Origin of the sequence: Aliiroseovarius sp. Z3 (genome assembly GCF_029105185.1) — a bacterium.
Classification (GTDB): Bacteria; Pseudomonadota; Alphaproteobacteria; order Rhodobacterales; family Rhodobacteraceae; genus Aliiroseovarius.
This window is the reverse complement of the sequence record NZ_JAFMZK010000004.1, coordinates 47,409-71,745: the sequence shown is the minus strand read 5'-3', so window position 1 is coordinate 71,745 and position 24,337 is coordinate 47,409. Positions and strand designations below refer to the sequence as shown.

The following is a 24,337-nucleotide window of genomic DNA, read 5'->3' as shown; positions in this document are numbered from 1 at the left end:
GCGATGGTGCTGAACAAAGACTACGACCCCAACCGTGATTTCGTCATCGGCAATGAAACCGCCGCCCGCAGGATTGTCTGGTTTGTCGACTTTACCGACAAGCCCACCCGGCGTCTTCGGGATATCATTCTGCGACTGGCCGATCGGCTATCACCTGATCAGGTTACGGTCGCCATTCGCTTCACCTATCCTGAAGGCGATAAACGGGCAGACATTGCAGCGCGGGCCGCCATCGCAGCCGGACAACAGGGCCGCTTTTTCGACATGTTCACTGCACTGTTTGAAGCACCGCCCAAATATACGCGCCCATCCGTCATCAAGCTGGCAAACAAGCTCGGACTCGATCTGGCCAGATTTGAAGCGGATCTGGACGCACCCGACGTCGCCCAACGTATCCAACATGACCGCAACTCACTGTCCAAAGAGGTTCCACCGTCGGCCCCCTATCTGTTCTTCGATGGGACGCTCTATCAGGGCGTTTGGGATGAAGCCGCGCTGCTGGAAGCGATTGAGCGTCCGCTGGGCGTCCGGCTTGAGGTCGCCGCGTACCGCTTTATCGATTGGGCCGCGTCCGCAGGCATGACGCTGATTGTTGCGACGGTGGCTGCGCTGCTGTTCGTCAACGTCGGGTTTTTCGATTTTTTCGATGCCCTCAGAAACACCAGCATCGGCCTTTTTGCCGGAAGCTGGCGATTAGAGCTTAGCCTGCTGGCCTGGATCAATGATGCCCTGATGGCGTTGTTTTTCCTTTTGGTCGGGATCGAGATCAAGCACGAGTTTGTCGAGGGCGAGCTGTCAAACCGCACGGCGGCGGCAATGCCGGTCATCGCCGCATTAGGTGGCATGCTCGTGCCCGCCGGGATCTATGCAGCACTGAACTGGGGCACCCCAGAGGTGCATGGCTGGGGCGTTCCCATGGCGACCGACATCGCATTCACCCTTGGCATATTGGCGCTGCTGGGCAATCGGGTGCCGACGTCTTTGAAAATATTCGTCTCGGCACTGGCCATCGTGGATGACCTGGGTGCGATCCTGGTCATCGCTGCATTCTATGGACATGGATTTCACCTTGCAGCTTTCATCACAGCCTGCGTCATCTTCGCAGCAATGATGGCAATGAATGTTGGCAAGATCTATTGGCGCGCACCCTATCTGATCCTTGGGGTGGTTCTTTGGTATTTTATCCATGAAAGCGGTCTGCACGCGACCCTGGCAGGTGTTTTGACCGCCATTGCCTTGCCCAGCCGTGCAAAGGCCAACCGGGCCGCAGTGGCTGCCCAGACTGCAAAACTGTTCGAGCGTGACAAACAGATCGGTTCAGAAAACATCGTTGCCGCCCCGACCTTCATGCAATTGCAAACCATCATGGACCGGCTTGGCGCGCCGGGTGTTCATGTGAGACATGCCTTGGAGAACTGGATCAACTTCCTTGTTCTGCCGCTGTTTGCATTCTTCAATACCGGACTTCTGATCACTGCCGACAGCGTGCATTTCACGGCACCTGAAAGCCTTGGTACGATCCTGGGTTTGGTCGTCGGCAAGCCGCTGGGCATCTTCCTGTTCGTCTATGTCGCTGCGAAACTCGGTCTGGGTCGCCTGTCGTCAGAGATCAACTTGATGCAGGTTCTCGGCGCGGGGTGTTTGGCAGGGGTTGGTTTCACAATGTCGATTTTCATCGCCAACTCGGCCTTTACGGGCATTCAATTGGAGTCGGTAAAACTTTCCGTCCTGCTTGCCTCGGTAATTGCGGCGGTGCTCGGCAGTGTCATTTTGGTTTATGCTCACCGCGCGGTCCACAAAAGGACCGAAGACCAGCCCGCAGAAACCCCGGCTTCGTGATCGGTAAAGCGTTCTTGAACAATTATGCCAGCGTTTCGGTTAACGAGAATACATTGCTCGGGCCGAAACGGTTTGGTGATCAAAAAACAGGTTCTGGCCTCAACGATTGGGGTTCCAACTTCGCACATAAGGGCGTCGCAACCTCATAACCTGCGATCGCAGCACCGAGCTCGTCAGCTGGCGGCGTCTGCAAGCCGAGATCGAAACGCAGACGTGGTTTTGCGATCCCTTCTCGCCGTAGCAGAAAGCCACTGTCGCGAACACCAATCGCCGGGTCCGAAGATGGCTTCAGATGGCTTCCACGCAAGCGCGACATCCGGGCGGTCTCTGATGGAAGACACCGGTCGAGGTGTTCCACGAAAAGATGATGGAAGATATGGGTCGGCCACCCTGCCCTCAACGACAATAGGGGTAGCAGTTCAGGTCTTGCGCACATCTTGCTTGGGTGATCCGGATCCGACCAACCCCCGCCCTGTATCCATATCCGAATTGGCACCGAAAGAAGCGGAAAGTCATTGCGTTTAACACAACCATCAGAGAGGGTGGTCCAGAATAACCCACAGCATGGGCGCGCATGGCTCGTCGCGGTGGCCGAAAATCTGCCTAGGGGAGCGGTTTGAATGACGCAGTGATGAAAACCGCGTCCGAGCCAGGCCTGAATGGGCGTGAACTGGTTCATCCCCGTGGCAAGGTTGTGGGCGGCTGCACCTCGGTCAATGGCATGATCTATATGCGTGGACAGTCGTCTGACTATGACAACTGGCGGCAAATGGGAAATGTCGGATGGGGATTGGACGATGTCTTGCCCTACTTTCTGAAATCAGAAGATCACCACGGCGGCGACACCCACATGCACCGCACAGGCGGCGAATGGAAGGTTTCGAAACAACGACTGCACTGGGACATTCTTTCTGCGGTTCAGGAGGCTGCAAAAGAAAACGGCACTCAACCGCGCAACGAACTCAACGACGGCAACAACGAAGGTTCGGGTTTCTTCGAGGTAAACCAGAAAATGGCGTTCGGTGGAGCACCGCGACCAACTTTCTGCGACCCGCTCTGAATCGTCCCAATCTTCGTCTTCTGACGCAGACGCATACCGAACGTTGGTCCTCGATGGAAAGACCACAAAGGGGGTCACCTTTCGCTGGAGAGGCCGATCATACAGGGCGTTTTGTACAGCCGAGGTGGTGCTGGCAGCGGGTGCGATCAATTCGCCGAAAATACTCGAACTGTCGGGCATTGGTCAGCCGAATAGACTTTCTGATCTGGGCGTCACCCCCACCCATGATTGTCCGGGGGTCGGCGAAAACCTTCAGGACCACCTGCAAATCCGCACGGTGTTCAAGGTGCAGGATGCAAAAAACCCTTAACACGATGGCCAACTCATTTTGGGGAAAAGCGCGCATGGGGCTGCAATACATGCTGACCCAAAGCGGCCCGTTATCCATGGCGCCAAGTCAGTTCGGAATATTCACGAAATCCGACCCATCGTTGGCGACACCGGATTTGGAGTATCATGTGCAGCCACTATCCACAGACCGTCTGGGTGATCCGCTGCATCCGTTCCCGGCGATCACCGTGTCGGTGTGCAATCTGCGGCCGGAAAGTATCGACAGCTGCCATGCACAATCAACCGATCAGACAGTGCAACCGAAAATTCAGCTGAACTATCTTTCGGCTGAAAATGACAAGCGGGTGGCGGTCGCCTCGATCCGGCAGGCGCGCCAGATAATGTCAGTCGCCGCGCTGAAACACTATCGTCCCCAGGAAATCCTGCCCGGTCCTGCACATCAGGACGACACGGCCTTGCTGCGTCAGGCCGGTGACATGATAAAACACAACGCCAGATAACCGGTGTTTCGGGCGGCAGCACCCTGCCGCTAGGCCGCATTTTGATGATGGCGGAGGAGGTGGGATTCGAACCCACGGTAGACTTTCACCTACGTCGGTTTTCAAGACCGGTGCATTCAACCACTCTGCCACTCCTCCGACGAGCGAAGAGATAGCGGTGGTTATGCGATTCTGAAAGCAGGTTTTCGCGGGCTGGTTTTTGCCCACAGGAAGATCGCGTTACGCGAGAGCCTTTTCACGCGCCCGATGTATCGTTAGACTACCGCCTAATCGGGATCGATACCCGACAGCAGAGCAGTTCCGGGCGCAAGGCCCGCATGACAATTAGGGGCGAGACATGGCAAGCAAGACCACTCTGAAAGTGGCCATTGTATTGGGCAGCGCACTGTTTCTTTCGGGTTGCGACGACGCCAAACTTCCCGACTTTCTGAAAAAGAACGACAAGGGTTCGGCCTCCGCCGCTGCTGGCAAAAGCGGGCGTGCTCAAAGTGGTGAGCGGGACGTTGAGGCGCCCGAGATTTTTCAGCTGGCTGAAAAAGGACTTTGGGACGGTCGTCCCAGCCTTGGCGGTGTCTGGGTGGCACACCCGGACGCGACAGACCCCGAACGGGTGATCATCCGTAACCAGGCCAATGGAAAATCCGTCGTCGGCGCCCTGTTCCGGCGCGAACGCGAAGTGCCCGGCCCGCGCTTTCAGGTGTCATCGGATGCCGCCGAAGCGCTTGGTATGCTGGCGGGCGCCCCCGCCGAATTGAGCGTGACGGCCCTGCGCAAGGAGGTCATAAAGGAAGAACCTGCCGCACCGACCGAAGAACTGGATGCACCGGCAAATATCGAACAATCATCCTTGGACGATCCGATTGCAGCGGCCTCTGCCGCTCTTGCCAAAACCGAAGCGGCATCGGCAAAGTCTGCCCCTCCGCCCAAACCAACTGCGCCGCAGGCCTCCGCCGCCAGCACCTTGTCCAAACCCTATATCCAGGCTGGCATTTTTTCGTTCGAAGCCAATGCCAAACAAACCGTGGCCGAGTTGCAGAAGGCTGGCTTGACTGCAACCCTCAAACCCGGCTCAAAGGACGGCAAATCCTTCTGGCGCGTGCTGGTCGGCCCGGTTGGCACTCAGGCAGAACGCGCAGCGGCGCTGAAGAAAACCGGCGCGATGGGCTTCACCGATGCCTATCCAGTCTCGAACTAATGCCCGTAGCGGCAATTCAATAATGTCAATAAAGGCCACTGACCTGCGATGCTAATCCGTCTGACCGTGTTCCTCTCTGCTCTGATATCCCTGCTGGCGGCGGCCTCCCTGCCCGCCCGTGCTTTTGAAACCCGTGCAAGTTCGGCCTATGTGCTGGATATCAACACCGGCACGGTTCTGATGGAAAAGAACGCTGAAATACCCTTGCCGCCTGCATCCATGTCGAAACTGATGACCGTGAACCTGCTGTTCGAAGCACTCGCGGATGGGCGCGTTACGATGAGCACCCCGTTTGGTGTGTCCGAGCGCGCCGCCGCCATCGGCGGGTCGACCATGTTTCTGGAGCAAACCGACCGCCCGACGGTCGAGGATTTGATCCAGGGCATCATCGTCCAGTCAGGCAATGACGCCTGCGTCGCAGTCGCCGAGGGTCTGGCCGGGACCGAGGACGCATTCGCCCGTATGATGACCGACCGCGCACGCGATCTGGGCATGGAGAATTCCAGCTTTGGTAATTCCTCGGGCTGGCCGCACCCCATGCAGCGCATGTCGATGAAAGACCTTGCCATTCTGGCACGCCACATCATCGTCGAGTTTCCGGACCTGTATCACTATTTCGGCCAGTCCGAATACCACTACAAGGGCCGCGCACCTGACAACCGTTTCAACCGCAACCCGTTGCTGGACCTTGGCATCGGTGCTGATGGTCTGAAAACCGGTCACACGCAGGAAGCCGGGTATGGTCTGGTCGGCTCGGCCCGTCAGGGGGATCGTCGGATTGTCTTTGTCGTATCCGGTATGAACTCGGAAAAGGAACGCGCGGAAGAGGCAGAAGCCATCGTCAACTGGGCGTTTCGTCAGTTCACCATGAAAACAACCATGAAGGCTGGAGAGCGCGTCGCCGAAGCGGATGTTTGGTTGGGGTCTGTCGATACGGTGGGTCTTGTTCCCGCTCAGGATGTCGATCTTCTGATCCCCGCCGGACAACGCGAGGGCATTTCAGCCACCATCAACTGGAATGGCCCTATTGCGGCCCCGATTGCGCAGGGTCAGGAACTGGCTGAAATGGTGATCAGCCGGGACGGTCTGAATGATACCGTGGTGCCGTTATTCGCCGAGGAAGGTGTGGGAAATGCCGGGTTCGGAAAGCGCCTGACCGTGGCTGCCGAACGCGTGCTGGCGCTGGTGATCGGCAATGACGCGCCGCCTGCCGCAATCCAGTCAGAAGCACCGACCACAAGCAACTGACGTAGGCATGGCAGGGCTTTTTATCAGTTTTGAAGGCATTGATGGCTCGGGCAAATCCACCCAGGCCAAACTGCTGGCGAAAGCGTTGGAAGAAGCGGGGCATGATGTTGTCCTGACCCGCGAACCGGGCGGCAGCACGGGGGCCGAGGAAATCCGGTCGCTGGTTCTGGAAGGTGACCCCGATCGCTGGTCCGCCGAAACCGAGCTGCTGTTGTTTACGGCCGCCCGGCGCGACCATCTGGAACGACTGATCAATCCCGCTCTCGCCAAGGGTAAGATCGTGATCACCGATCGTTTCGCCGACAGTACGCGCATGTATCAGGGCACCAGATCCGGCGATTTGCGCAACATGGTGGATCAGCTCCATGAGCTTGTCATCGGGCGCGAACCGGACCTGACTTTCCTGATCGACATGGATCCCGATATCGGCTTGTCGCGCGCCAAGGGGCGCGGCGGCACCGAGGAACGGTTCGAGGATTTCGGCGCCGACTTGCAACAGAAGATGCGCACTGGATTTCTGGACCTCGCCCAACAATATCCTGACCGCTTCCGTGTCATCGACGGAACCCGCGACATCAACATTGTCGCCAAGGATGTTCTGCGGATCGCCAACGAAGTGGTGAACAGCCTGAAGTCCAGCGCATGAGCACGGAACTTGACGACATACCCGAATCTGATCGGATTGAAGGCGCCCCCCACCCCCGTGAGGCACCTCAACTGATCGGGCAAGCCCCTGCCGAGGCAGCTTTTTTGGAAGCCTATACCTCGGACCGTTTGCATCACGGTTGGCTGATTACCGGGCCGCGTGGTGTGGGTAAGGCAACGCTGGCCTGGCGCATCGCCCGGTTCCTTCTGGCCACCCCGCCAGATGATGGTGGCATGTTTGCGGCCCCCACGCCCACCAGCCTTGATGTGCCCGACGATCACCCTGTGGCGCGGCGGGTGCGGGTTCTGTCGGATCCCGGCCTGTTTCTTTTGCGTCGTCCGTGGGACGAGAAGAACAAGCGCCTTAAAAGCGATATCACTGTCGATGAGGTGCGTAAGCTTAAGCACTTTTTCGCGATGTCCTCAGCCGGCGGCGGACGTCGTGTCGTGATCGTCGATGCGGCCGATGAGATGAATACATCGGCCGCCAATGCACTTCTGAAACTTCTGGAAGAGCCGCCGGAAGGCGCTGTTCTGCTGCTAATCAGCCAACAACCGTCCCGCCTGTTGCCCACGATCCGCTCACGCTGTCGCGAATTGCGGCTTGCGCCGCTGGCCCCGGACGATCTGGCGCAAATCATGGCAGGGCTGGATGAAACCCCATCAGCCGAGGCCACCTTGCGGTTGGGTGAGTTGGCGGCGGGATCGGCGGGGGATGCGCTCCGGCTTCAACATCTTGACGGGCTGGCAATCTATGCCTCGCTTATCAATATTTTTTCGGCGGGACGTGAATTTGACCGCCCGCAGGCTTTGAAGTTGGCAAACAGCGCGGTAGGGAAAGCCAACGCCGACAAATTCGAGCTGATCCTGCGCCTGTTCGAGTTCTTTCTGGCGCGTCTGGCCCGCCACGGGGCCGGTTTCTCACCGTCCGCCGAGGCTGCACCGGGCGAGGCCGCATGTCTGGCCCGCCTGTCGCCCGGCCCTGATGCAGCCCGCGCTTGGGCCAGTCTGCAACAAGAGCTGTCGGCCCGCGCCAACCATGGTCGCGCTGTGAACCTTGACCCTGCCGCGCTCATCCTTGATATGGTTTTCAGGATCAACGACACGGCGGCGCGCCAAGCCGCCTGAGGCAAGGACGCCCCTTATGAGCACGCCCCGGATCACCGACAGCCATTGCCATCTGGATTTTCCGGATTTCGAAGGCGAGCTGGATCAAGTGATCGCGCGGGCTGCCGAAGCCGGCGTGACGCGCATGGTGACGATCTGCACCAAGATGTCGAACCTGGATCAGGTGCGCGCGATTGCCGAGACGTATGACCCGGTGTTCTTCGCAGCAGCCACCCATCCGATGAGCGTAGCGTCGGAACCAATGGTGACGGTTGATGAGCTGATCGCGCTGGCGGACCATCCGAAGTTTGTCGGCATTGGCGAAAGTGGCTTGGATTATCATTACACGGCTGACAGCCGCGAGGCGCAGATCGAAAGCCTGCGCGTTCACATTCAGGCAGCGCGTGAAACAGGTCTGCCGCTGATCATCCATTCGCGTGACGCGGACGAGGACATGGCCCGCATTCTGACGGAAGAACACAAGATCGGTGCCTATTCCTGTGTCATGCATTGTTTCAGCTCGGGGGCTGAGCTTGCGAAGGCCGCACTGGACCTTGGTTTCTATCTGTCCATGTCCGGCATCGCCACATTCCCGCGCAGTCAAGACCTGCGCGACATTTTCGCGGCCGCGCCGGTGGACCGTATTCTGGTTGAAACGGATGCGCCCTATCTTGCCCCGCCGCCTCATCGTGGTCGACGCAACGAACCGGCCTACTCCGCCCATACGGCCAGGGTCGGGGCCGAGGTGTTTGGCCTGCCCTACGCAGATTTCGCCGCCCAAACCCAAGCCAATTTCGACCGGTTATTCTCGAAAGCTGCGGCCCATACGGTGGGGGTATGATGGCAAAGATCGACTTCACCATATTGGGATGCGGTTCGTCCGGGGGCGTGCCCCGGCTGGGCGGTCACTGGGGGGATTGCGACCCCGACAATCCCAAGAACACCCGCACCCGCTGTTCGGCGCTTGTTACCCGCACCGGTGACGATGGTGGCGTCACCCGCGTGCTGATCGACACGTCCCCTGATATGCGCCACCAGCTTTTGGCGGCAGGGGTCGGTACGCTGGACGGGGTCGTGTTCACTCATAGCCATGCGGACCACACCCATGGCATCGACGATCTGCGCATGGTGGTGTTCAACATGAAACGGCGTCTGCCCGTCTGGGCGGATGGTCCGACGCAAGAGGCCCTATTGGCGCGGTTCAGCTATGCGTTTGTGCAACCCGAGGGGTCGAGCTATCCGCCCATTCTGGATCTTCATTCGATCAATGTTGGCAAGGGCGATGTGGTTATTGGCGGTGTAGGTGGCGACATCCGCATGACGCCGTTCGAGGTGCGTCACGGAATGATGGATTCACTGGGATTTCGCATCGGCGGATTGGTGTATTTGCCCGACGTGAACGAGATCCCCGACGAGGTGTTGCCGCTGCTTCAGGATCTGGATGTTTTCGTGCTGGATGCCCTGCGCCGGTCGCCACACCCCACACATTTCCATCTTGACCAGACGCTGGAATGGATCGACCGCGTTGGTGCCCGGCAAGGTGTGCTGACCAACATGCATATCGACCTGGACCATGCCACGGTCGATGCCGAAACGCCCCCACACATCACCCCAGCCTATGACGGAATGACCATCCGCATTCCACTTGAATGAGCACGCTGGTGAACATCGTCCTGCCGGTCTTTTTGGTGATCGGGTTTGGCTATCTGGTGCGCTGGCGGCAGATGTTGGACGATGGGGCGATCGACGGATTGATGCGCTTTGCACAGTCGGTTGCCATTCCCTGCCTGCTGTTTCTGGCCATCGCCCGTTTGGACCTCGGTGCCGAATTTGACCTGGCCCTTCTGGGCAGCTTCTATACCGGCGCGGTGTCAGGTTTTTTTGCTGGCCTGTTGGGCGCGCGCCTTTTGTTTGGACGTCCCTGGCCGGACGCGGTGGCCTTCGGGTTCGTAACCCTGTTTTCAAACTCGTTGTTGCTGGGTCTGCCCATCACCGAGCGCGCCTTCGGGCCGGACGCCTTGGCGGGAAACTATGCCATTATCTCGATCCACGCTCCGATCTGCTACGCGATCGGTATCACCGCGATGGAGATCGCCCGCGCCCAAGGCGCCGGACCGTTGGAAACCCTGAGCCAGATCACCCGGGCGATGACGCGCAACATGCTGGTACTGGCGATTGCCGCCGGGTTCGTCGTGAACCTGCTGCACATTCCAATGCCGGGCGTTTTGGTCGAAGCGCTGAACCTGCTGGGCCGCGCGGCCCTGCCCACTGCCCTTTTTGCACTTGGTGGCGTCCTTTACCGCTACCGACCTGAGGGAGATTTGCGGATCGTCAGCTATTTGTGCCTGATCTCGCTTTTCCTGCATCCAGCAATCACATGGGGGCTGGGTCTCGCATTTGGCTTGAATGTTGACCAGTTCCGCTCGGCCATTGTTACGGCCGCATCCGCGCCTGGCATAAACGCCTATATCTTTGCCAATCTCTATGGCGTGGGGAAACGCGTGGCAGCAACGACGGTATTGGTGGCAACCGGACTGTCAGTGCTAACCGCTTGGGCATGGCTGGCATTGCTGGCGGCCTCTGGCTTCTAGACCACCGGACAACCCGACATCATAACCGCACGTTACAATTTCCTTTTGAGAGGGGAAATTCTGTAACATATCCTCTTGCTCCGAATCATTGCCGCACGTATTATCGACCAAACGGTCAGCTTTAGTTGAGCACATTTTTCGGTTTGGGAGGACCATATGAACGCTTTGATCTGCGAAGCCATTCGCACCCCAATCGGGCGATACGGTGGTGCCCTGTCGCAAGTGCGGGCCGACGATTTGGCCGCGATACCCATTGCCACCCTGATGGAACGCAATCCAGACGTGGACTGGTCGTCGGTGGACGACGTGCTTTATGGATCAGCCAATCAGGCGGGCGAAGACAATCGCAACGTGGCGCGCATGGCGGCCCTTCTGGCGGGGCTGCCTGTGGACGTTCCCGGCACAACCATCAACCGCCTGTGTGCATCGGGCATGGATGCGGTCGGCATGGCGGCGCGCGGGATCAAGGCGGGCGACTATGACCTTTGCATCGCCGGTGGCGTCGAAAGCATGAGCCGCGCGCCCTTCGTGATGCCCAAGGCCACCAGCGCGTTTACCCGCGCCAATGCGGTTTACGATACCACCATCGGCTGGCGCTTTGTGAACCCGAAAATGGACAAGATGCACGGCACCCACTCGATGCCACAAACGGCTGACAATGTCGCCGAAGATTACGCTGTAAGCCGCGAAGATCAGGACGCTTTTGCCGCCCGAAGCCAGGCCCGTTGGGCCGCTGCGCACGACGCCGGGATATTCACGGATGAGATTACTCCGGTGACGATCCCGCAGCGCAGGGGTGATCCGATTGTGGTCGACACAGATGAACACCCGCGCCCCGGCACAACGGCTGAAAAGCTGGCCGGTCTGAAAGGTGTGAATGGCCCCGACCTGACGGTAACAGCAGGCAATGCGTCTGGCGTCAATGACGGGGCGGCGGCGATGCTGATCGCGTCCGAAGCCGCCGCCGCGAAGAACAAGCTGACCCCGATGGCCCGCGTGGTCGGGATGCAGGCCGCAGGTGTGCCCCCCCGCGTCATGGGCATCGGCCCTGTCCCGGCCAGCCGCAAGGTGTTGGCAAAAGCAGGTCTAACCATCGACCAGATGGATGTGATAGAATTGAACGAAGCATTTGCGGCCCAAGGGCTGGCCACATTGCGCGAACTGGGCGTTGCGGATGATGATCCGCGCGTGAACCCCAATGGCGGCGCCATCGCGCTTGGACACCCGCTGGGCATGTCGGGCGCGCGGCTTGTTCTGACAGCGGCCTATCAACTGAAACGCACCGGCGGGCGCTATGCGCTCTGCACCATGTGCGTCGGCGTCGGCCAAGGCGTTGCCCTTATTCTGGAAAGGATCTGACCATGTATGCTCAACTGGTGAAAACCGCAGGCACTGGCGTGAAGACCCGCGAGGAAATGTCTGACGAGGAAAGAAATTTTCAAGATCGCGTGGACCGTGATGAGAAGATTGAACCGAAGGACTGGATGCCGGACGACTACCGCGCCACGCTGATCCGTCAGATCGGTCAGCACGCCCATTCCGAGATCGTCGGCCAGCTGCCGGAAGGCAACTGGATCACCCGCGCGCCCACGTTGGAGCGCAAGGCGATCCTTCTGGCCAAGGTGCAGGACGAGGCCGGACACGGGCTATATCTTTATTGCGCAGCTGAAACGCTGGGCGTCACCCGTGACGAACTGACCGAGGAGCTTCTGTCAGGCCGGATGAAATACTCGTCCATCTTCAACTATCCCACCCTGAACTGGGCCGATATTGGCGCGGTTGGCTGGCTGGTTGATGGGGCGGCGATTATGAACCAGGTGCCGCTGCAGCGGACGTCATATGGCCCTTACTCACGTGCCATGATCCGCATCTGTAAAGAAGAAAGCTTCCACCAGCGCCAAGGCTACGACATCATGATGAAGATGGCGCAAGGCAGTGACGCCCAGCGCCGCATGGCGCAGGACGCGCTGAACCGTTTCTGGTATCCGTCGCTGATGATGTTCGGCCCATCCGACAAGGACAGCGTGCATTCCGCGCAATCGTTGGCATGGAAAATCAAGATCGACACCAATGACGAACTGCGCCAGCGTTTTGTCGATCAGACCGTGCCGCAGGCGAAATATCTTGGCCTGACCATCCCGGACGAAAACCTGAAATGGAACGAAGAACGTGGCGCGCACGACTTCTCGGAACCCGACTGGGCCGAGTTCTTCAACGTCATCAAGGGCAAGGGCCCCTGCAATGTCGACCGGATGGACGCCCGCGTGGCCGCTTGGGAAGACGGCGCATGGGTACGCGACGGCCTTCTGGCCCATGCCCGCAAAAAATCAGCAACGCGCACAGCCGCCGAATAAGGAGAGATCACATGTCGAAAGAATGGCCCCTCTGGGAAGTATTTATCCGCGGCCAGCACGGGTTGAGCCACCGTCACGTGGGCAGCCTGCACGCGCCGGACGCCGAAATGGCAATCAAGAACGCCCGCGACGTCTATACCCGTCGCAACGAAGGCGTGTCGATCTGGGTGGTGGAAGCACAGCATATCGCAGCCTCCAGCCCCGAAGAAAAAGGTCCGCTCTACGAGCCTTCGAACTCGAAGGTCTATCGTCACCCGACCTTCTTCGACATCCCTGAAGAAGTGGGGCACATGTAATGGCTGATCAGAACGCTCTTTTCGAATTCCTGCTGCGGATGGGCGACAACAGCCTGATCCTCGGCCACCGCGTCAGTGAATGGTGTGGCCATTCGCCGGTGCTGGAAGAAGATATCGCTCTGGCCAACACCGCGCTGGATCTGATCGGGCAGACACAGTTTTGGCTGGGCCTTGCGGGTGAAGTCGAAGGCAAGGGCCGCACGGCCGATGACTTGGCCTTCCTGCGCGATGCTTGGGATTTCCGCAACGTGCTGCTGTGTGAGCTGCCCAATGGTGACTTCGGTCAGACCCTGATGCGTCAATTCCTTTATGACGCGTGGTCCTCGATCATGCTGGGGCGCCTGATGACGTCGTCCGACGCACGCGTGGCCGAAATCGCGGCCAAGGCGTCGAAAGAAGTGGCCTATCACGTGGAACGCTCGGGCGACACGGTTGTTGGCCTTGGTGACGGGACCGAGGAAAGCCATGCCCGCATGCAGGCCGCGCTCGATTACCTCTGGCCCTATGTGGGCGAGATGTTTGACAGCGACGAGGTTGATGCGGCCATGGTCAAGGCAGGCATTGCCCCCGACCCTGCAAGCTTGCGCGAAGAATACGATGCGCTGGTGGCTAAGGTTCTGGGCCAAGCAACCCTGACCATCCCGACCGACACGTTCCACCACAAGGGCGGGCGCACGGGCTATATGCACACCGAACATCTGGGCCATCTGCTGACCCAGATGCAATGGCTGCAGCGCGCCTATCCGGGCGCGACCTGGTAAGATGGGTCAGCCGTCAGTTGATACGATCTGGGATTGGCTGGATCAGGTGCCCGACCCCGAGATCCCCGTGATCTCGCTGGTTGATCTGGGCATCATCCGGGATGTGAAATGGAAGGGCGACACCCTGCAGGTTGCCGTCACCCCCACCTATTCCGGCTGCCCGGCCACGTCCGTGATCAACTTCGATATCGAAACCGCGTTGCGCGACCGCGGGATCGAGAAGCTGACCCTGACACAACAACTGTCCCCCCCGTGGACCACCGACTGGCTGTCGGACAAGGGCCGCGCGAAGCTTGAAGAATACGGCATCGCCCCGCCCTCGCCCAAAGGTGAACCAGACCGCTGCCCCAATTGCGGCGGCCATAATCTGGAACGCACCAGCCAGTTTGGCTCGACCCCATGCAAGGCACTCTGGCGATGCCGCGACTGCCTTGAACCCTTTGACTATTTCAAGTGCATCTAACGCACTGAGGAGACCCAATATGGCGCGCTTCCACAATCTTACTGTGACCGATATCCAGAAAACCATCCGCGACGCGGTGGTGGTGACGCTGACCCCTGACGACCCCGAGGCGTTCGACTTCACCCAAGGCCAATACATCACCTTCCGTCGCGACTTTGACGGGCAGGAACTGCGCCGGTCATACTCGATCTGCTCGGGTCTGGACGACGGCAAGCTGCAGGTGGGTATCAAGCGGGTCGATGGCGGCGCGTTCTCGACCTGGGCCAATGAAGAACTGGCGACGGGCGCGACCATCGAAGCCATGCCCCCGATGGGCAGTTTCCACATCCCGCTGGATGCCGCCACCAACCGCCACTATCTGGGCTTTGCCGGTGGCTCGGGCATTACGCCGGTTCTGTCGATCATCAAGACCACGCTGGCCCGCGAACCGCAGTCGGAATTCACGCTGGTCTATGCCAACAAAGCCGTGACCACGATCATGTTCCGCGAGGAACTGGAAGACCTGAAGAACCGCTATATGGGCCGCTTCAACGTGATCCATATTCTGGAAAGCGACGCACAAGAAATCGACCTGTTCACCGGGTTGGTGGACGAGGCGAAATGTGCCGCCCTGTTCAAGAACTGGATCGACATCACATCCGTCGACACCGCGTTCATCTGTGGCCCCGAGCCGATGATGCTGGGCATCGCCAAGGCGCTGCGCGATCACGGGCTGGACGACACACAGATCAAGTTCGAGCTGTTTGCATCTAGCCAACCGGGCCGTGTGGCCAAGAAAGCCGCCAGCTCGACCGCTGCAACCGACGACGGCATCGAGGCTGTGATCGCAATGGACGGCGCCAGCCGCACCATCACCATGGACGGCGAAACCTCGATCCTGGATGCAGCCCTCGCCAACGACATGGACGCCCCTTACGCCTGTAAGGCCGGTGTCTGCTCGACCTGCCGCTGTAAGGTTCTGGAAGGCGACGTGGACATGATCACCAACCACGCGCTGGAAGATTACGAGGTCGAGAAAGGCTATGTCCTCTCGTGCCAGTCTTTCGCGCGTTCGGGCAAAATCGTCGTCGATTTCGACCAGTAAGGAGACCCCAATGTCTGATATGAGCATCACCGATTATCTGGCTCAGGGCGGTGTCCTGACCAACCCCGAAAACGTCCCAGCGCGCTATCGCGCCGAACTGATGCGCCTGATGGCCACCTTTGTGGACTCGGCGCTGGCAGGGGCTGCTGGCTTTGCCGACATTATCAACGAAGGCCCCGGCATCAAGGAACGCATCGCAGCGGCCAAGATCGTGCTGGAAAAGACCGACAATGCCGACAAGGTTCTGTCGATCATGGGCGATTTCGGCGCCAACACCGCGCGCTATGCCAACCACCACCCGTGGACCGATCGTCTGTCGCGCGACGCCGATATCGGCACCTCGCGCACCGACACGGACATGCGCCTGTCGGTCTTCAACTACCCGATGCAGGGCTGGGCGGATGCGGTGGTCATGAACCTTCTGATGGGTCTGGCCGTGGGCGTGCAGATGAGCGAGTTCAAGCGCGTCTCTTATGCGCCGCTCGCAGAAGCCTTCCGCGCTGTTGCACCCATCGAGGCCCGTCACGCCGAACTAGCCGCCGAGGGCATCGAGCGTCTGGTGGAAACCGGCACCAGCACGTCCGATCTACAAGCCAGCGTCGACTATTGGTGGCCCCGTGTGGCGGCAAGCTTCGGCAAGGACGTATCGACCCGCGCCAGCCAGCTGCAAGCCTTCGGCCTGCGCCATTCGTCGAACGCGGAACTGCGCGAGGAATGGGAAGCCGCCGCCGCCACACAACTGAAAAAACTGGGGCTGAGTGCACCGTAAGCGCCCCCGACCGAATTCGAACAGAGGACAGAGCATGACCCTGATGAAAGTCTCCAGCTTCGCGGCTGGTCAATGGATTGCACCGGGTGCGAATGCCCGCCCCATCGCCTCGGCCATCACCGGGCTGCCGCTTGCAGAAGCAGGCGGCGCGGATCTGGATATGCAGGCGATGATCGACTATGCGCGCGACAAAGGCGGCCCTGCCCTGCGCGAGATGGGCTTTCACGACCGCGCCAAGATGCTGAAAGCTCTGGCGCTGCATCTGGGGAGCCATAAGCAGGAACTTTACGACCTCAGCTTTGACACGGGCGCCACACAGTCGGACCACATGATCGACATCGACGGCGGGGTCGGCACCATGTTCGTCTTCGCCTCGAAAGGGCGTCGCGAGATGCCCGATGGCAAGGTCTATATTGACGGCGAGATCGAGCAGCTGTCGCGAAACGGCACCTTCCTTGGCATGCACATCGCAACGCCCTTGCAAGGCGTGGCCGTCCACATCAACGCCTTCAACTTCCCGGTCTGGGGGATGCTGGAAAAGCTGGCCCCGACCCTGCTGGCCGGTGTCCCTGCCATCGTGAAACCGGCGACGGCCACGTCTTACGTGACCGAAGCCGCCGTGCGCATCATGCTGGATAGCGGCATCCTGCCCGAGGGCGCGTTGCAGCTTATTTCCGGCGGTACGGGCGACCTGTTGGATCGTCTTGGCCCGCAGGATATCGTCAGCTTCACCGGCTCGGCGCAAACCGCGTCGATGCTGCGCTCGAACCCGAACATCCTGAAGAACTCAGTGCGGTTTGTCGCTGAACAGGACAGCCTGAACGCGTCGATCCTTGGCCCGGACGTGACGCCCGACACCCCCGAATTTGACCTCTTTATCAAAGAGGTACATCGCGAAATGACCACGAAAGCCGGTCAGAAATGTACCGCCATCCGCCGCATCATCGCACCGGAAGCACAGGTTCAGAATGTGATCGAGGCCCTGTCAGCCCGTCTGGACAAAACCGTCATCGGAGACCCGCGCGCCGAAGGCGTGCGCATGGGCGCTTTGGTCTCGGCCAGCCAGAAGGCGGACGTGCTGGAAAAAGCCGCCGCGATCGGATCGGAAAGCAAGCTTGTCTATGGCAATCCCGATGATAGTGACTTCGCTGGGGACGTGGATGCAGGTGCCTTCTTGAAACCGATGCTGTTTCACTGCGAAAATCCTGACACGGCAACCATCGTGCATGAATGCGAGGCTTTCGGCCCCGTTTCGACCATCATGGGATACCGAGACATTGCCCACGCCATCGAACTGGCGAACAAAGGCGAAGGCTCGCTGGTCGCCTCGGTCATTACCGGCTCGGGCGATGTGGCCCGCGAGGTCGCCATGGGCGCCGGAGCCTTCCACGGGCGGCTTTACTTCAACAACGCGACCTCGATGAAGGAGGCGACCGGTCACGGTTCGCCCCTGCCCCATATGGTGCATGGTGGTCCGGGTCGCGCTGGCGGCGGCGAGGAAATGGGCGGCGTGCGTGGCGTTCTGCACTATATGCAACGAACCGCCATTCAGGGCAGCCCCGACATCCTGACCGCCATCGGCAACCGCTGGGTGCCGGGCGCCACGGAAATCGAAGGCCCCGCCCACCCGTTCACCCGTAAATATGGCGAGCTGTCGATTGGCGAGACGCTGCACACCAAGTCGCGCGAAATCAGCTTGGAAGAAATCGAGACCTTCGCCCATTTCACCGGCGACACCTTCTATGCGCATATGGATGACGCGGCAGCGAAGCGAAACCCGTTCTTCCCGGGGCGCGTGGCGCATGGCTATCTGCTGATCAGCTTTGCTGCAGGGCTGTTCGTGTCCCCTGATGAAGGACCGGTCCTTGCCAATACCGGTCTGGACAATCTGCGCTTCATGAAGCCGGTCGAAGCGGGTGACAGCATTTCCGTGCGCCTGACAGTCAAAGCCAAAACCCGGCGCACCGATGACTATGGCGAGGTCCGTTGGCACGTGACGCTTACCAATCAGAACAGCGAGCTGGTGGCGGAATACGAGCTGCTGACCATGAACGCGTATTGACATCACATGGATACACCCGCGCTCTCTGACGAGGTACAAAACATCTTGTCCCACATTCGGGGCGACGGGGATTTGCGCGTCTGGTCAGTTATCGTGACCATCATGGGCGACATGGCGCGTGGTCGGGGTGAAACCGTTTCCGGCACCACGTTGGGTGCATTGATGGGCGCACTTGGCATTCGGCCAGAGGCAACACGCGTCGCCCTGCATCGACTGCGCAAGGATGGCTGGATCACCAGTCGGCGTGCAGGTCGCGGGTCGCATTATTCGCTCACAGACCACGGGCGCGCGCAAACCAACGCCGTCGCCGAACGCATCTACGGCCCCGGCTTGCCCAGCCCCGAACGATGGTTCCTGGCTGTTACGCTTCTGTCCCCCGACCAATCTGAATACGAACAATCGTTGATGACACAGGGATTTACCGAACTCGCCCCGGGCATCTTTCTTGGCACGTCCAGCCCGGAAAGCCGTGCCGGATTTATCCTGTTTTCGGACAGCACGCCCGTTTTGCCAGATAACATAATGCAAACACTGCTTCCCGATGCGGTCCGAATAGAAGCGCAACGCTTCGCAACTGCGCTAAAGGTCACGCGGAACTTGGATCATTCCGATCTGACAGCATTGTCCCGCGCCGCCATCCGCCTTTTGATCCTGCACCGATGGCGACGCATTGCTTTGCGCTTGCCCAACTTGCCACTGACGCAGCTGTCGCCAGATGCGCGTTTGCGGACCGAGGTGCATGAGCAGCTAAATCGTCTTGGTCCCATCGACGCAAACGATTTCCCTGCCTAAGCGGTGCCAATGACGCGGTAGGAGCAATGGTGGGTTGCGTCGCCTCTACTAATTCTCTAATTCCAGAATTATGGAAATATTGATTCCCCAACGCCTGTCCACACTTGGACATCCTCAGCGACTGGCTGTGTTCCGGCTGCTCATGCGCCGCTTCCCGGATCGTGTTCCGGCAACCGAAATCGCGCTTGCGCTTGACCTGAAGCCAAACACGCTGTCGGCCTATGTCAGCGCGCTTATGCAGGCCGGACTGGTAACGCAAGAACGTGCTGGCACATCGCTGCGCTATTCGGTTGATATCGAAACAGTGCGCGAGACGTTCGACCATCTGCTGCTCGACTGCTGTCGTGGTCGCCCCGATATCTGCTCACCCGTTTCCTATCCCACCTTGCACGGAACCCGTCCCATGACTGACCGGAAATACAACGTCCTGTTCATCTGCACCGGCAACTCGGCCCGTTCGATCTTCGCCGAAGCCATCCTGCGCAAGGAGGCAGGCGACCGCTTCAACGCCTATTCTGCCGGCACCAAACCCTATTCCGAACTGAACCCCTTCGCGTTGGAGGTGTTGGAACAAAAGGGCCATGATATTTCCGTTCTGAACGCCAAGAATGTCGCAGCCGTTCAGGGCAACGACGCGCCCGATTTCGACTTCGTCTTCACCGTCTGCGATCACGCCGCCAACGAAGACTGCCCCGCCTGGACCGGGCAGCCGGTCAGCGCCCATTGGGGGATGCTTGATCCGGTCAAGGTCGACGGGTCCAGCGCGGAAAAAAGCCTGGCGTTTCAACACGCCTATGGTGCGCTGCGCAACCGGATCATCGCCTTTGCCGCATTGCCGTTTGCGTCGCTGGATCGGATCTCGTTGCAAAAGGTCGTGGATGAGATCGGCCAAATGGAAAAAGGGGCGTCCGCATGACCGTCTATGCAGTGAACGGATTGGGGCGGATTGGCAAACTTGCTTTACGGCCTCTGCTTGAGCGTGGCGCGAAAATCGCGTGGATCAACGATGCCGTCGGCGATCCAGAAATGCACGCGCATTTGCTGGAATTCGATACGGTGCATGGCCGCTGGGATGCGAAATTCGCATTCGATGCTGACAGCGTGACCATCGACGGGGTGCGGTTGCCATTTATTGGAACTCGCGACATTGCCGAACTGCCTCTTGATGGCGTCGATGTGGTGATCGACTGCACAGGGGCGTTCAAGTCCGAGGCCAAACTCGCGCCGTTTTTCGACGCAGGTGTGAAGAAAGTGGTGGTGTCAGCACCCGTCAAGGACGCAAACGCCGCAAACATCGTCTATGGCGTGAACGATGACACCTATGAACCGGACCGCCACAACATTGTGACAGCGGCCAGTTGCACCACAAATTGCTTGGCACCCGTGGTGAAAGTCATACATGAAAACCTAGGCATCAAACACGGGTCGATCACCACGATCCACGACGTGACCAACACCCAAACCATCGTGGATCGGCCTGCAAAAGACTTGCGGCGGGCGCGATCGGCCTTGAACTCCCTGATTCCGACCACCACGGGCAGCGCCACGGCAATCACACTGATCTATCCTGATCTCAAGGGGCGTCTGAACGGCCACGCGGTTCGCGTGCCGCTATTGAATGCCTCGCTGACCGATTGCGTGTTCGAGGTTGACCGCCCCACCACCGTAGAGGAGGTCAACGCCCTGTTCAAAGCTGCGGCTGACGGCCCGCTCAAGGGGATTCTGGGCTATGAAGAGCGGCCCCTTGTGTCGACCGATTACACAAATGATGAACGGTCAGGCATTGTTGACGCAGCTTCAACCATGGTGGTGAATGGCACGCAGTTGAAGGTCTATATCTGGTATGACAACGAAATGGGATACGCCCACCGCCTGGTCGACGTCGCCCTGATGGTCGGAGGATCGGTGTGACCAACGCGCCCACCCGGCCAGACGGGTTATCAGCTTACATCGCGGTCACCGCCGCCTATTGGGCGTTTATGCTCACCGATGGCGCGCTTCGCATGCTGGTTCTTCTGCACTTCCATCGGCTGGGTTTCTCGCCTGTGCAATTGGCCTACCTGTTCGTGCTCTACGAAATTGCAGGTATGGTGACAAATCTGGGTGCAGGATGGATCGCCGCACGGTTCGGGCTGACGTCGACCCTCTATGCCGGGCTTGGCCTTCAGGTCGTGGCCCTTCTGGCGCTGGCGCAACTTGATCCGGACTGGGCCATCGGCCTGTCCGTTGCATATGTCATGGCGGTTCAGGGCGCGAGCGGGGTCGCCAAAGACCTTGCCAAGATGTCGTCAAAGTCAGCTGTAAAATTGTTGGCCCCAACCGCAGAAGGCGGTTTGTTCCGCTGGGTCGCGTTGCTGACCGGTTCAAAAAACACGGTCAAGGGGATCGGCTTCTTGCTTGGCGCCAGCCTGTTGGCTACCTTTGGGTTCGTGCCAGCTGTGCTGGGCATGGCCAGCATTCTTGCTGTCATCCTTGTTGCCATTCTGATCGCCATGCCTCCCGGCCTGCCGAAAGGGCGAAAAGGGGCAAAGTTTTCCGAAGTCTTCTCGAAATCATCAAACGTGAACTGGCTTTCCCTTGCACGCGTTTTTCTTTTCGGCGCGCGCGATGTCTGGTTCGTGGTCGGGATCCCCATCTACTTCTACGCGGTGCTGTCGGACGGCAGCGAACAGGGCAACCAAGCGGCATTCTTCCTGATCGGCTCTTTCATGGCGCTGTGGACCATCCTTTATGGTGCCGTGCAAGCCGCTGCTCCCCGCTTGCTGCAAGCCGCCAACGATACTGATGCCGACCTGATCACAAGCGCCCGGCATTGGGCTTGGGGGCTTTCAGTTGTGCCCGCCCTCTTGACCTTGGCGGCCTTTATCCTTCCGCAACCTCAAACGTGGCTGACCGCGATATTGATCGCAGGGCTGCTTCTGTTCGGCGTCATTTTTGCCGTCAACTCATCACTCCATTCCTATCTGATCCTGACATTCACCCGCGCCGAACGGGTCACGATGGATGTGGGGTTCTATTACATGGCCAATGCCGCTGGCCGCCTGTTGGGAACCGTCTTATCAGGCCTGACTTTTCAAATCGGTGGGCTTGCCCTGATGCTGGGGACCGCAACCGTGATGATTGCACTATCAGCCATCGCGGTCGGTTTTCTAAAGCCACAGATCACACCCGGCTCGAACTGACCGCTGCGAATCTGGCCAAGACACTCGCATCCATCCAACGTCATCTACGGGCACTATCGGGATATCACTTGATCAGCGGCTGGTCCTTCTAAACGCTGCTCGACGTTTGAGAAGGGCCAGACGGACCGGCGCACCTTGCGTTGCTAACTGCATCATCGCCTTTGGTACTCTGGTCGACAGCAGGTCGAACCGCGTTATACGAATCTCGATTGGACACCATTCGGCTCAACACCGGTATCCAAATCACAAGTCCAGAATGGTCGAGCGATTAATATCAGCGATTACAGGGAATTATGGTGCCCCCACACGGACTCGAACCGCGGACCTACTGATTACAAATCAGTTGCTCTACCAGCTGAGCTATAGGGGCACTGCTGCGCATTTAAGGGGTTCTGCAAGCGGGTTCAAGCAAAAGGTTTAGCGACGGCTTGCGCGGGCCATCAGGGCCACGGCGCACAGGCCCACGGCAATCACCATCAAGGCGGGGGGCGCGGCCTGGCCGAGTTGTTCCAGCGACGCCTGTTCATAGACTCTGGTGGCCAAAGTGCCGTAGTTGAAAGGGCGCAAAAGCAAGGTTGCAGGCAGCTCTTTCACACTGTCCACGAACACCAACAGCAAAGCAGTCCCAACGGAACTTCTGATCAGGGGAACATAAACCTCAGACAATGCGCCGCGCGCTGATCGTCCCAGCGACCGTGCGGCCATCGGCAAATTGGGCGAAACCCGTTCGATCGCCGCATCGGCTGCCCCCTGTGCAATGGCAAAAAAGCGCACGCAATATGCATAGACCACCGCGAAGGCGGTTCCGGTCATCACCAGACCGGGATCCCACCCTGTCACCGCCAAAACGCCATCGGCGAGCATATTGTCCGTCGCTGCCATCGGGATCAGAATGCCTATGCCAAGCACTGCACCAGGCGCCGCATAGCCAATTGTCGTGAGCGGCATCAGCTTTCTTGGAAGTGGCCGCCCGGTCAAACGGACGCCATACACCAAAAACAATGCGGCTGTGACAGTCACAACCGCGGCAATGCCACCCACCACGAGTGTATGCCACAATGCGGACGCTAGCCCGTTTGACAACCAATACTCCGGCTTTGCAACCGCATGCGCCAACAACACGCCAACCGGCAGAACAAATCCGATAACGAAGGGGATAGCACATGCGATCAGCGCAAGAATGCCGGGCACCAGCGATAGCGCACGCGCCTCAACCGGGCGGCTTTGGCGGGACATGCGATAAAATCGGCTTCGTGAGCGGCTGATTTTTTCAAGCGCAGCCAACAGGAACACGAAGACAAGGATCACCATAGCGATCTGGGCCGCCCCTCCGGCGTTGTGGCTTTCCAGCCAGACGGTGAATATCCCCGTCGTCAGGGTCTGAACGGCAAAGTAATCCACCACACCGAAATCTGATACGGTTTCCATCATGACAATGGCGACCCCGCCAGCGATGGCTGGGCGTGCCAAAGGCATTCCGACCCGCCAAAATCGTGCAAACGGCCCTGCCCCCAAGGCGCGGGCGACTTCATACGCGTCACCAGACTGTTCACGAAAAGCTGCACGGGCCAGCAGGAATACATAGGGGTTCAGGGCAGCGGCCAGAACCAGAACAGCTGACCCGCGCGAGCGGATTTGGGGGAACCAATAATCAGCCGCGCTCTCCCATCCGAACAAGGCGCGCATTCCCGTTTGCACAGGGCCCGCATATTCCAAAAAATCGACAAGGGCATAGGCGCCAACATAGGCTGGGATCGCCAAAGGTGTCAGCAATAGCCATTCAAGCCAGCGCGAGCCGGGAAACCGATACATGGTGATCAGCCAGGCCGCCCCGGTCCCAACAGCGGCCGACAAAAGACCGACGGAAAGACACAACAGCAGCGTGTTCGAGACATATCGGGGCAGCGTCGTGGCCAATAGATGCGGCCATGCGTTCTCGGCCGGGGTCATCGCCATCCAGATGATCGACAGGATGGGCAACAGCACCAAAAGCGCGATTACCATTGCTCCGACGGACCAAAGGTCGAGCAAGCGCCGAGCGGGCCGCGGTGTCGCAATCTGAGTCTTTTGGTCAGTCATCGAATATGCGTTTAGCCCG

At 59.3% G+C, this 24,337-nt stretch carries 23 protein-coding genes, 2 tRNA genes and 2 pseudogenes; 24 read left to right on the top strand and 3 right to left on the bottom strand.

Annotated elements, in window-relative coordinates; genetic code table 11:
• The first annotated feature begins 3 nt into the window (after positions 1-3).
• The 5 genes and pseudogenes from nhaA to J3R80_RS08450 all read left to right on the top strand — a co-directional run bounded on the left by nhaA (position 4) and on the right by J3R80_RS08450 (position 3,690).
• Entirely contained in the window at positions 4-1,839 is a 1,836-nt protein-coding gene (gene nhaA / locus J3R80_RS08465) for a Na+/H+ antiporter NhaA (RefSeq protein ID WP_275393337.1), read from the top strand.
• Between the two features lie 631 nt (positions 1,840-2,470).
• Positions 2,471-2,788 (top strand): annotated as a pseudogene (locus J3R80_RS08460) (GMC family oxidoreductase N-terminal domain-containing protein); the annotation flags it as partial.
• Positions 2,710-2,883 (top strand): annotated as a pseudogene (locus tag J3R80_RS17285) (hypothetical protein); the annotation flags it as partial. The pseudogenes J3R80_RS08460 and J3R80_RS17285, both read left to right, overlap by 79 nt.
• Positions 2,862-3,209, top strand: a complete 348-nt coding sequence (locus J3R80_RS08455) for a GMC family oxidoreductase N-terminal domain-containing protein (RefSeq protein WP_275393335.1) — start codon at positions 2,862-2,864, stop codon at positions 3,207-3,209. The pseudogene J3R80_RS17285 and the gene J3R80_RS08455, both read left to right, overlap by 22 nt.
• On the top strand, positions 3,193-3,690 hold the full coding sequence (locus J3R80_RS08450; RefSeq protein WP_275393334.1) for a GMC oxidoreductase: 498 nt from the start codon (positions 3,193-3,195) through the stop codon (positions 3,688-3,690). Before J3R80_RS08455 ends, J3R80_RS08450 begins: the two co-directional genes overlap by 17 nt.
• A 48-nt stretch (positions 3,691-3,738) precedes the next feature.
• On the opposite strand, the gene J3R80_RS08445 is transcribed toward J3R80_RS08450, so the two are convergent.
• Positions 3,739-3,828, bottom strand: a tRNA-Ser gene (locus tag J3R80_RS08445).
• A gap of 199 nt (positions 3,829-4,027) precedes the next feature.
• On the opposite strand from J3R80_RS08445, the gene J3R80_RS08440 reads away from it, so the two are divergent.
• The 19 genes from J3R80_RS08440 to arsJ all read left to right on the top strand — a co-directional run bounded on the left by J3R80_RS08440 (position 4,028) and on the right by arsJ (position 22,239).
• A complete protein-coding gene (locus J3R80_RS08440; protein ID WP_275393333.1) occupies positions 4,028-4,885 on the top strand; it encodes an SPOR domain-containing protein in 858 nt (285 codons plus the stop codon).
• 48 nt (positions 4,886-4,933) lie between these two features.
• Positions 4,934-6,133 (top strand): D-alanyl-D-alanine carboxypeptidase family protein, encoded by a 1,200-nt coding sequence (locus tag J3R80_RS08435; RefSeq protein ID WP_275393332.1) that lies wholly within the window; start codon positions 4,934-4,936, stop codon positions 6,131-6,133.
• Positions 6,134-6,140: 7 nt separating this feature from the next.
• Positions 6,141-6,779 carry a dTMP kinase gene (gene tmk, locus J3R80_RS08430; protein ID WP_275393331.1) on the top strand — a complete coding sequence of 213 codons (639 nt, stop codon included), beginning with the start codon at positions 6,141-6,143 and terminating at the stop codon, positions 6,777-6,779.
• A complete protein-coding gene (locus tag J3R80_RS08425; protein WP_275393330.1) occupies positions 6,776-7,906 on the top strand; it encodes a DNA polymerase III subunit delta' in 1,131 nt (376 codons plus the stop codon). The genes tmk and J3R80_RS08425 overlap by 4 nt, the downstream gene beginning before the upstream one ends.
• A 16-nt stretch (positions 7,907-7,922) precedes the next feature.
• A complete protein-coding gene (locus J3R80_RS08420) occupies positions 7,923-8,726 on the top strand; it encodes a TatD family hydrolase (RefSeq protein ID WP_275393329.1) in 804 nt (267 codons plus the stop codon).
• Entirely contained in the window at positions 8,726-9,538 is an 813-nt protein-coding gene (locus J3R80_RS08415; protein WP_275393328.1) for an MBL fold metallo-hydrolase, read from the top strand. Before J3R80_RS08420 ends, J3R80_RS08415 begins: the two co-directional genes overlap by 1 nt.
• Positions 9,535-10,476 (top strand): AEC family transporter, encoded by a 942-nt coding sequence (locus J3R80_RS08410; RefSeq protein ID WP_275393327.1) that lies wholly within the window; start codon positions 9,535-9,537, stop codon positions 10,474-10,476. The genes J3R80_RS08415 and J3R80_RS08410 overlap by 4 nt, the downstream gene beginning before the upstream one ends.
• A gap of 156 nt (positions 10,477-10,632) precedes the next feature.
• Positions 10,633-11,835, top strand: coding sequence for a 3-oxoadipyl-CoA thiolase (gene pcaF, locus J3R80_RS08405; RefSeq protein ID WP_275393326.1), 1,203 nt, complete (start codon positions 10,633-10,635; stop codon positions 11,833-11,835).
• Between the two features lie 2 nt (positions 11,836-11,837).
• Positions 11,838-12,830, top strand: coding sequence for a 1,2-phenylacetyl-CoA epoxidase subunit PaaA (paaA, locus tag J3R80_RS08400; RefSeq protein WP_275393325.1), 993 nt, complete (start codon positions 11,838-11,840; stop codon positions 12,828-12,830).
• An 11-nt stretch (positions 12,831-12,841) separates the two neighbouring features.
• Positions 12,842-13,126, top strand: a complete 285-nt coding sequence (gene paaB / locus J3R80_RS08395; RefSeq protein ID WP_108856777.1) for a 1,2-phenylacetyl-CoA epoxidase subunit PaaB — start codon at positions 12,842-12,844, stop codon at positions 13,124-13,126.
• A complete protein-coding gene (paaC, locus tag J3R80_RS08390; RefSeq protein ID WP_275393324.1) occupies positions 13,126-13,887 on the top strand; it encodes a 1,2-phenylacetyl-CoA epoxidase subunit PaaC in 762 nt (253 codons plus the stop codon). Before paaB ends, paaC begins: the two co-directional genes overlap by 1 nt.
• Before the next feature lies 1 nt (position 13,888).
• Positions 13,889-14,350: a 1,2-phenylacetyl-CoA epoxidase subunit PaaD gene (gene paaD / locus J3R80_RS08385; RefSeq protein WP_275393323.1), complete on the top strand. Its 462-nt coding sequence runs from the start codon at positions 13,889-13,891 to the stop codon at positions 14,348-14,350.
• Between the two features lie 19 nt (positions 14,351-14,369).
• Positions 14,370-15,434, top strand: a complete 1,065-nt coding sequence (locus J3R80_RS08380) for a 2Fe-2S iron-sulfur cluster-binding protein (RefSeq protein WP_275393322.1) — start codon at positions 14,370-14,372, stop codon at positions 15,432-15,434.
• 10 nt (positions 15,435-15,444) lie between these two features.
• Positions 15,445-16,203, top strand: a complete 759-nt coding sequence (locus tag J3R80_RS08375) for a Phenylacetic acid catabolic protein (RefSeq protein ID WP_275393321.1) — start codon at positions 15,445-15,447, stop codon at positions 16,201-16,203.
• 34 nt (positions 16,204-16,237) lie between these two features.
• Positions 16,238-18,265 (top strand): phenylacetic acid degradation bifunctional protein PaaZ, encoded by a 2,028-nt coding sequence (gene paaZ, locus J3R80_RS08370; RefSeq protein WP_275393320.1) that lies wholly within the window; start codon positions 16,238-16,240, stop codon positions 18,263-18,265.
• A gap of 6 nt (positions 18,266-18,271) precedes the next feature.
• Positions 18,272-19,057, top strand: a complete 786-nt coding sequence (locus J3R80_RS08365) for a PaaX family transcriptional regulator (RefSeq protein ID WP_275393319.1) — start codon at positions 18,272-18,274, stop codon at positions 19,055-19,057.
• 70 nt (positions 19,058-19,127) lie between these two features.
• Positions 19,128-19,973, top strand: a complete 846-nt coding sequence (locus tag J3R80_RS08360) for a helix-turn-helix domain-containing protein (protein ID WP_275393318.1) — start codon at positions 19,128-19,130, stop codon at positions 19,971-19,973.
• A complete protein-coding gene (locus J3R80_RS08355) occupies positions 19,970-20,968 on the top strand; it encodes an ArsJ-associated glyceraldehyde-3-phosphate dehydrogenase (protein WP_275393317.1) in 999 nt (332 codons plus the stop codon). The genes J3R80_RS08360 and J3R80_RS08355 overlap by 4 nt, the downstream gene beginning before the upstream one ends.
• Positions 20,965-22,239, top strand: coding sequence for an organoarsenical effux MFS transporter ArsJ (gene arsJ / locus J3R80_RS08350; RefSeq protein ID WP_275393316.1), 1,275 nt, complete (start codon positions 20,965-20,967; stop codon positions 22,237-22,239). The genes J3R80_RS08355 and arsJ overlap by 4 nt, the downstream gene beginning before the upstream one ends.
• A gap of 294 nt (positions 22,240-22,533) precedes the next feature.
• Here the strand turns inward: arsJ and J3R80_RS08345 are convergent.
• Both J3R80_RS08345 and J3R80_RS08340 read right to left on the bottom strand, forming a co-directional pair.
• Positions 22,534-22,609: transfer RNA gene (locus tag J3R80_RS08345), tRNA-Thr, on the bottom strand.
• A 47-nt stretch (positions 22,610-22,656) separates the two neighbouring features.
• On the bottom strand, positions 22,657-24,318 hold the full coding sequence (locus J3R80_RS08340; protein WP_275393315.1) for an iron ABC transporter permease: 1,662 nt from the start codon (positions 24,316-24,318) through the stop codon (positions 22,657-22,659).
• Positions 24,319-24,337: the final 19 nt, after the last annotated feature.

Excerpts from the sequence above, each read along its gene's own strand:
- nhaA (WP_275393337.1), top strand. The coding sequence starts at position 4 with ATGGTGCTGAACAAAGACTACGACCCCAACCGTGATTTCGTCATCGGC.
- J3R80_RS08450 (WP_275393334.1), top strand. The coding sequence starts at position 3,193 with ATGCAAAAAACCCTTAACACGATGGCCAACTCATTTTGGGGAAAAGCG.
- J3R80_RS08440 (WP_275393333.1), top strand. The coding sequence starts at position 4,028 with ATGGCAAGCAAGACCACTCTGAAAGTGGCCATTGTATTGGGCAGCGCA.
- J3R80_RS08435 (WP_275393332.1), top strand. The coding sequence starts at position 4,934 with ATGCTAATCCGTCTGACCGTGTTCCTCTCTGCTCTGATATCCCTGCTG.
- tmk (WP_275393331.1), top strand. The coding sequence starts at position 6,141 with ATGGCAGGGCTTTTTATCAGTTTTGAAGGCATTGATGGCTCGGGCAAA.
- J3R80_RS08425 (WP_275393330.1), top strand. The coding sequence starts at position 6,776 with ATGAGCACGGAACTTGACGACATACCCGAATCTGATCGGATTGAAGGC.
- J3R80_RS08420 (WP_275393329.1), top strand. The coding sequence starts at position 7,923 with ATGAGCACGCCCCGGATCACCGACAGCCATTGCCATCTGGATTTTCCG.
- J3R80_RS08415 (WP_275393328.1), top strand. The coding sequence starts at position 8,726 with ATGGCAAAGATCGACTTCACCATATTGGGATGCGGTTCGTCCGGGGGC.
- J3R80_RS08410 (WP_275393327.1), top strand. The coding sequence starts at position 9,535 with ATGAGCACGCTGGTGAACATCGTCCTGCCGGTCTTTTTGGTGATCGGG.
- pcaF (WP_275393326.1), top strand. The coding sequence starts at position 10,633 with ATGAACGCTTTGATCTGCGAAGCCATTCGCACCCCAATCGGGCGATAC.
- paaA (WP_275393325.1), top strand. The coding sequence starts at position 11,838 with ATGTATGCTCAACTGGTGAAAACCGCAGGCACTGGCGTGAAGACCCGC.
- paaB (WP_108856777.1), top strand. The coding sequence starts at position 12,842 with ATGTCGAAAGAATGGCCCCTCTGGGAAGTATTTATCCGCGGCCAGCAC.
- paaC (WP_275393324.1), top strand. The coding sequence starts at position 13,126 with ATGGCTGATCAGAACGCTCTTTTCGAATTCCTGCTGCGGATGGGCGAC.
- paaD (WP_275393323.1), top strand. The coding sequence starts at position 13,889 with ATGGGTCAGCCGTCAGTTGATACGATCTGGGATTGGCTGGATCAGGTG.
- J3R80_RS08380 (WP_275393322.1), top strand. The coding sequence starts at position 14,370 with ATGGCGCGCTTCCACAATCTTACTGTGACCGATATCCAGAAAACCATC.
- J3R80_RS08375 (WP_275393321.1), top strand. The coding sequence starts at position 15,445 with ATGTCTGATATGAGCATCACCGATTATCTGGCTCAGGGCGGTGTCCTG.
- paaZ (WP_275393320.1), top strand. The coding sequence starts at position 16,238 with ATGACCCTGATGAAAGTCTCCAGCTTCGCGGCTGGTCAATGGATTGCA.
- J3R80_RS08365 (WP_275393319.1), top strand. The coding sequence starts at position 18,272 with ATGGATACACCCGCGCTCTCTGACGAGGTACAAAACATCTTGTCCCAC.
- J3R80_RS08360 (WP_275393318.1), top strand. The coding sequence starts at position 19,128 with ATGGAAATATTGATTCCCCAACGCCTGTCCACACTTGGACATCCTCAG.
- J3R80_RS08355 (WP_275393317.1), top strand. The coding sequence starts at position 19,970 with ATGACCGTCTATGCAGTGAACGGATTGGGGCGGATTGGCAAACTTGCT.
- J3R80_RS08340 (WP_275393315.1), bottom strand. The coding sequence starts at position 24,318 with ATGACTGACCAAAAGACTCAGATTGCGACACCGCGGCCCGCTCGGCGC.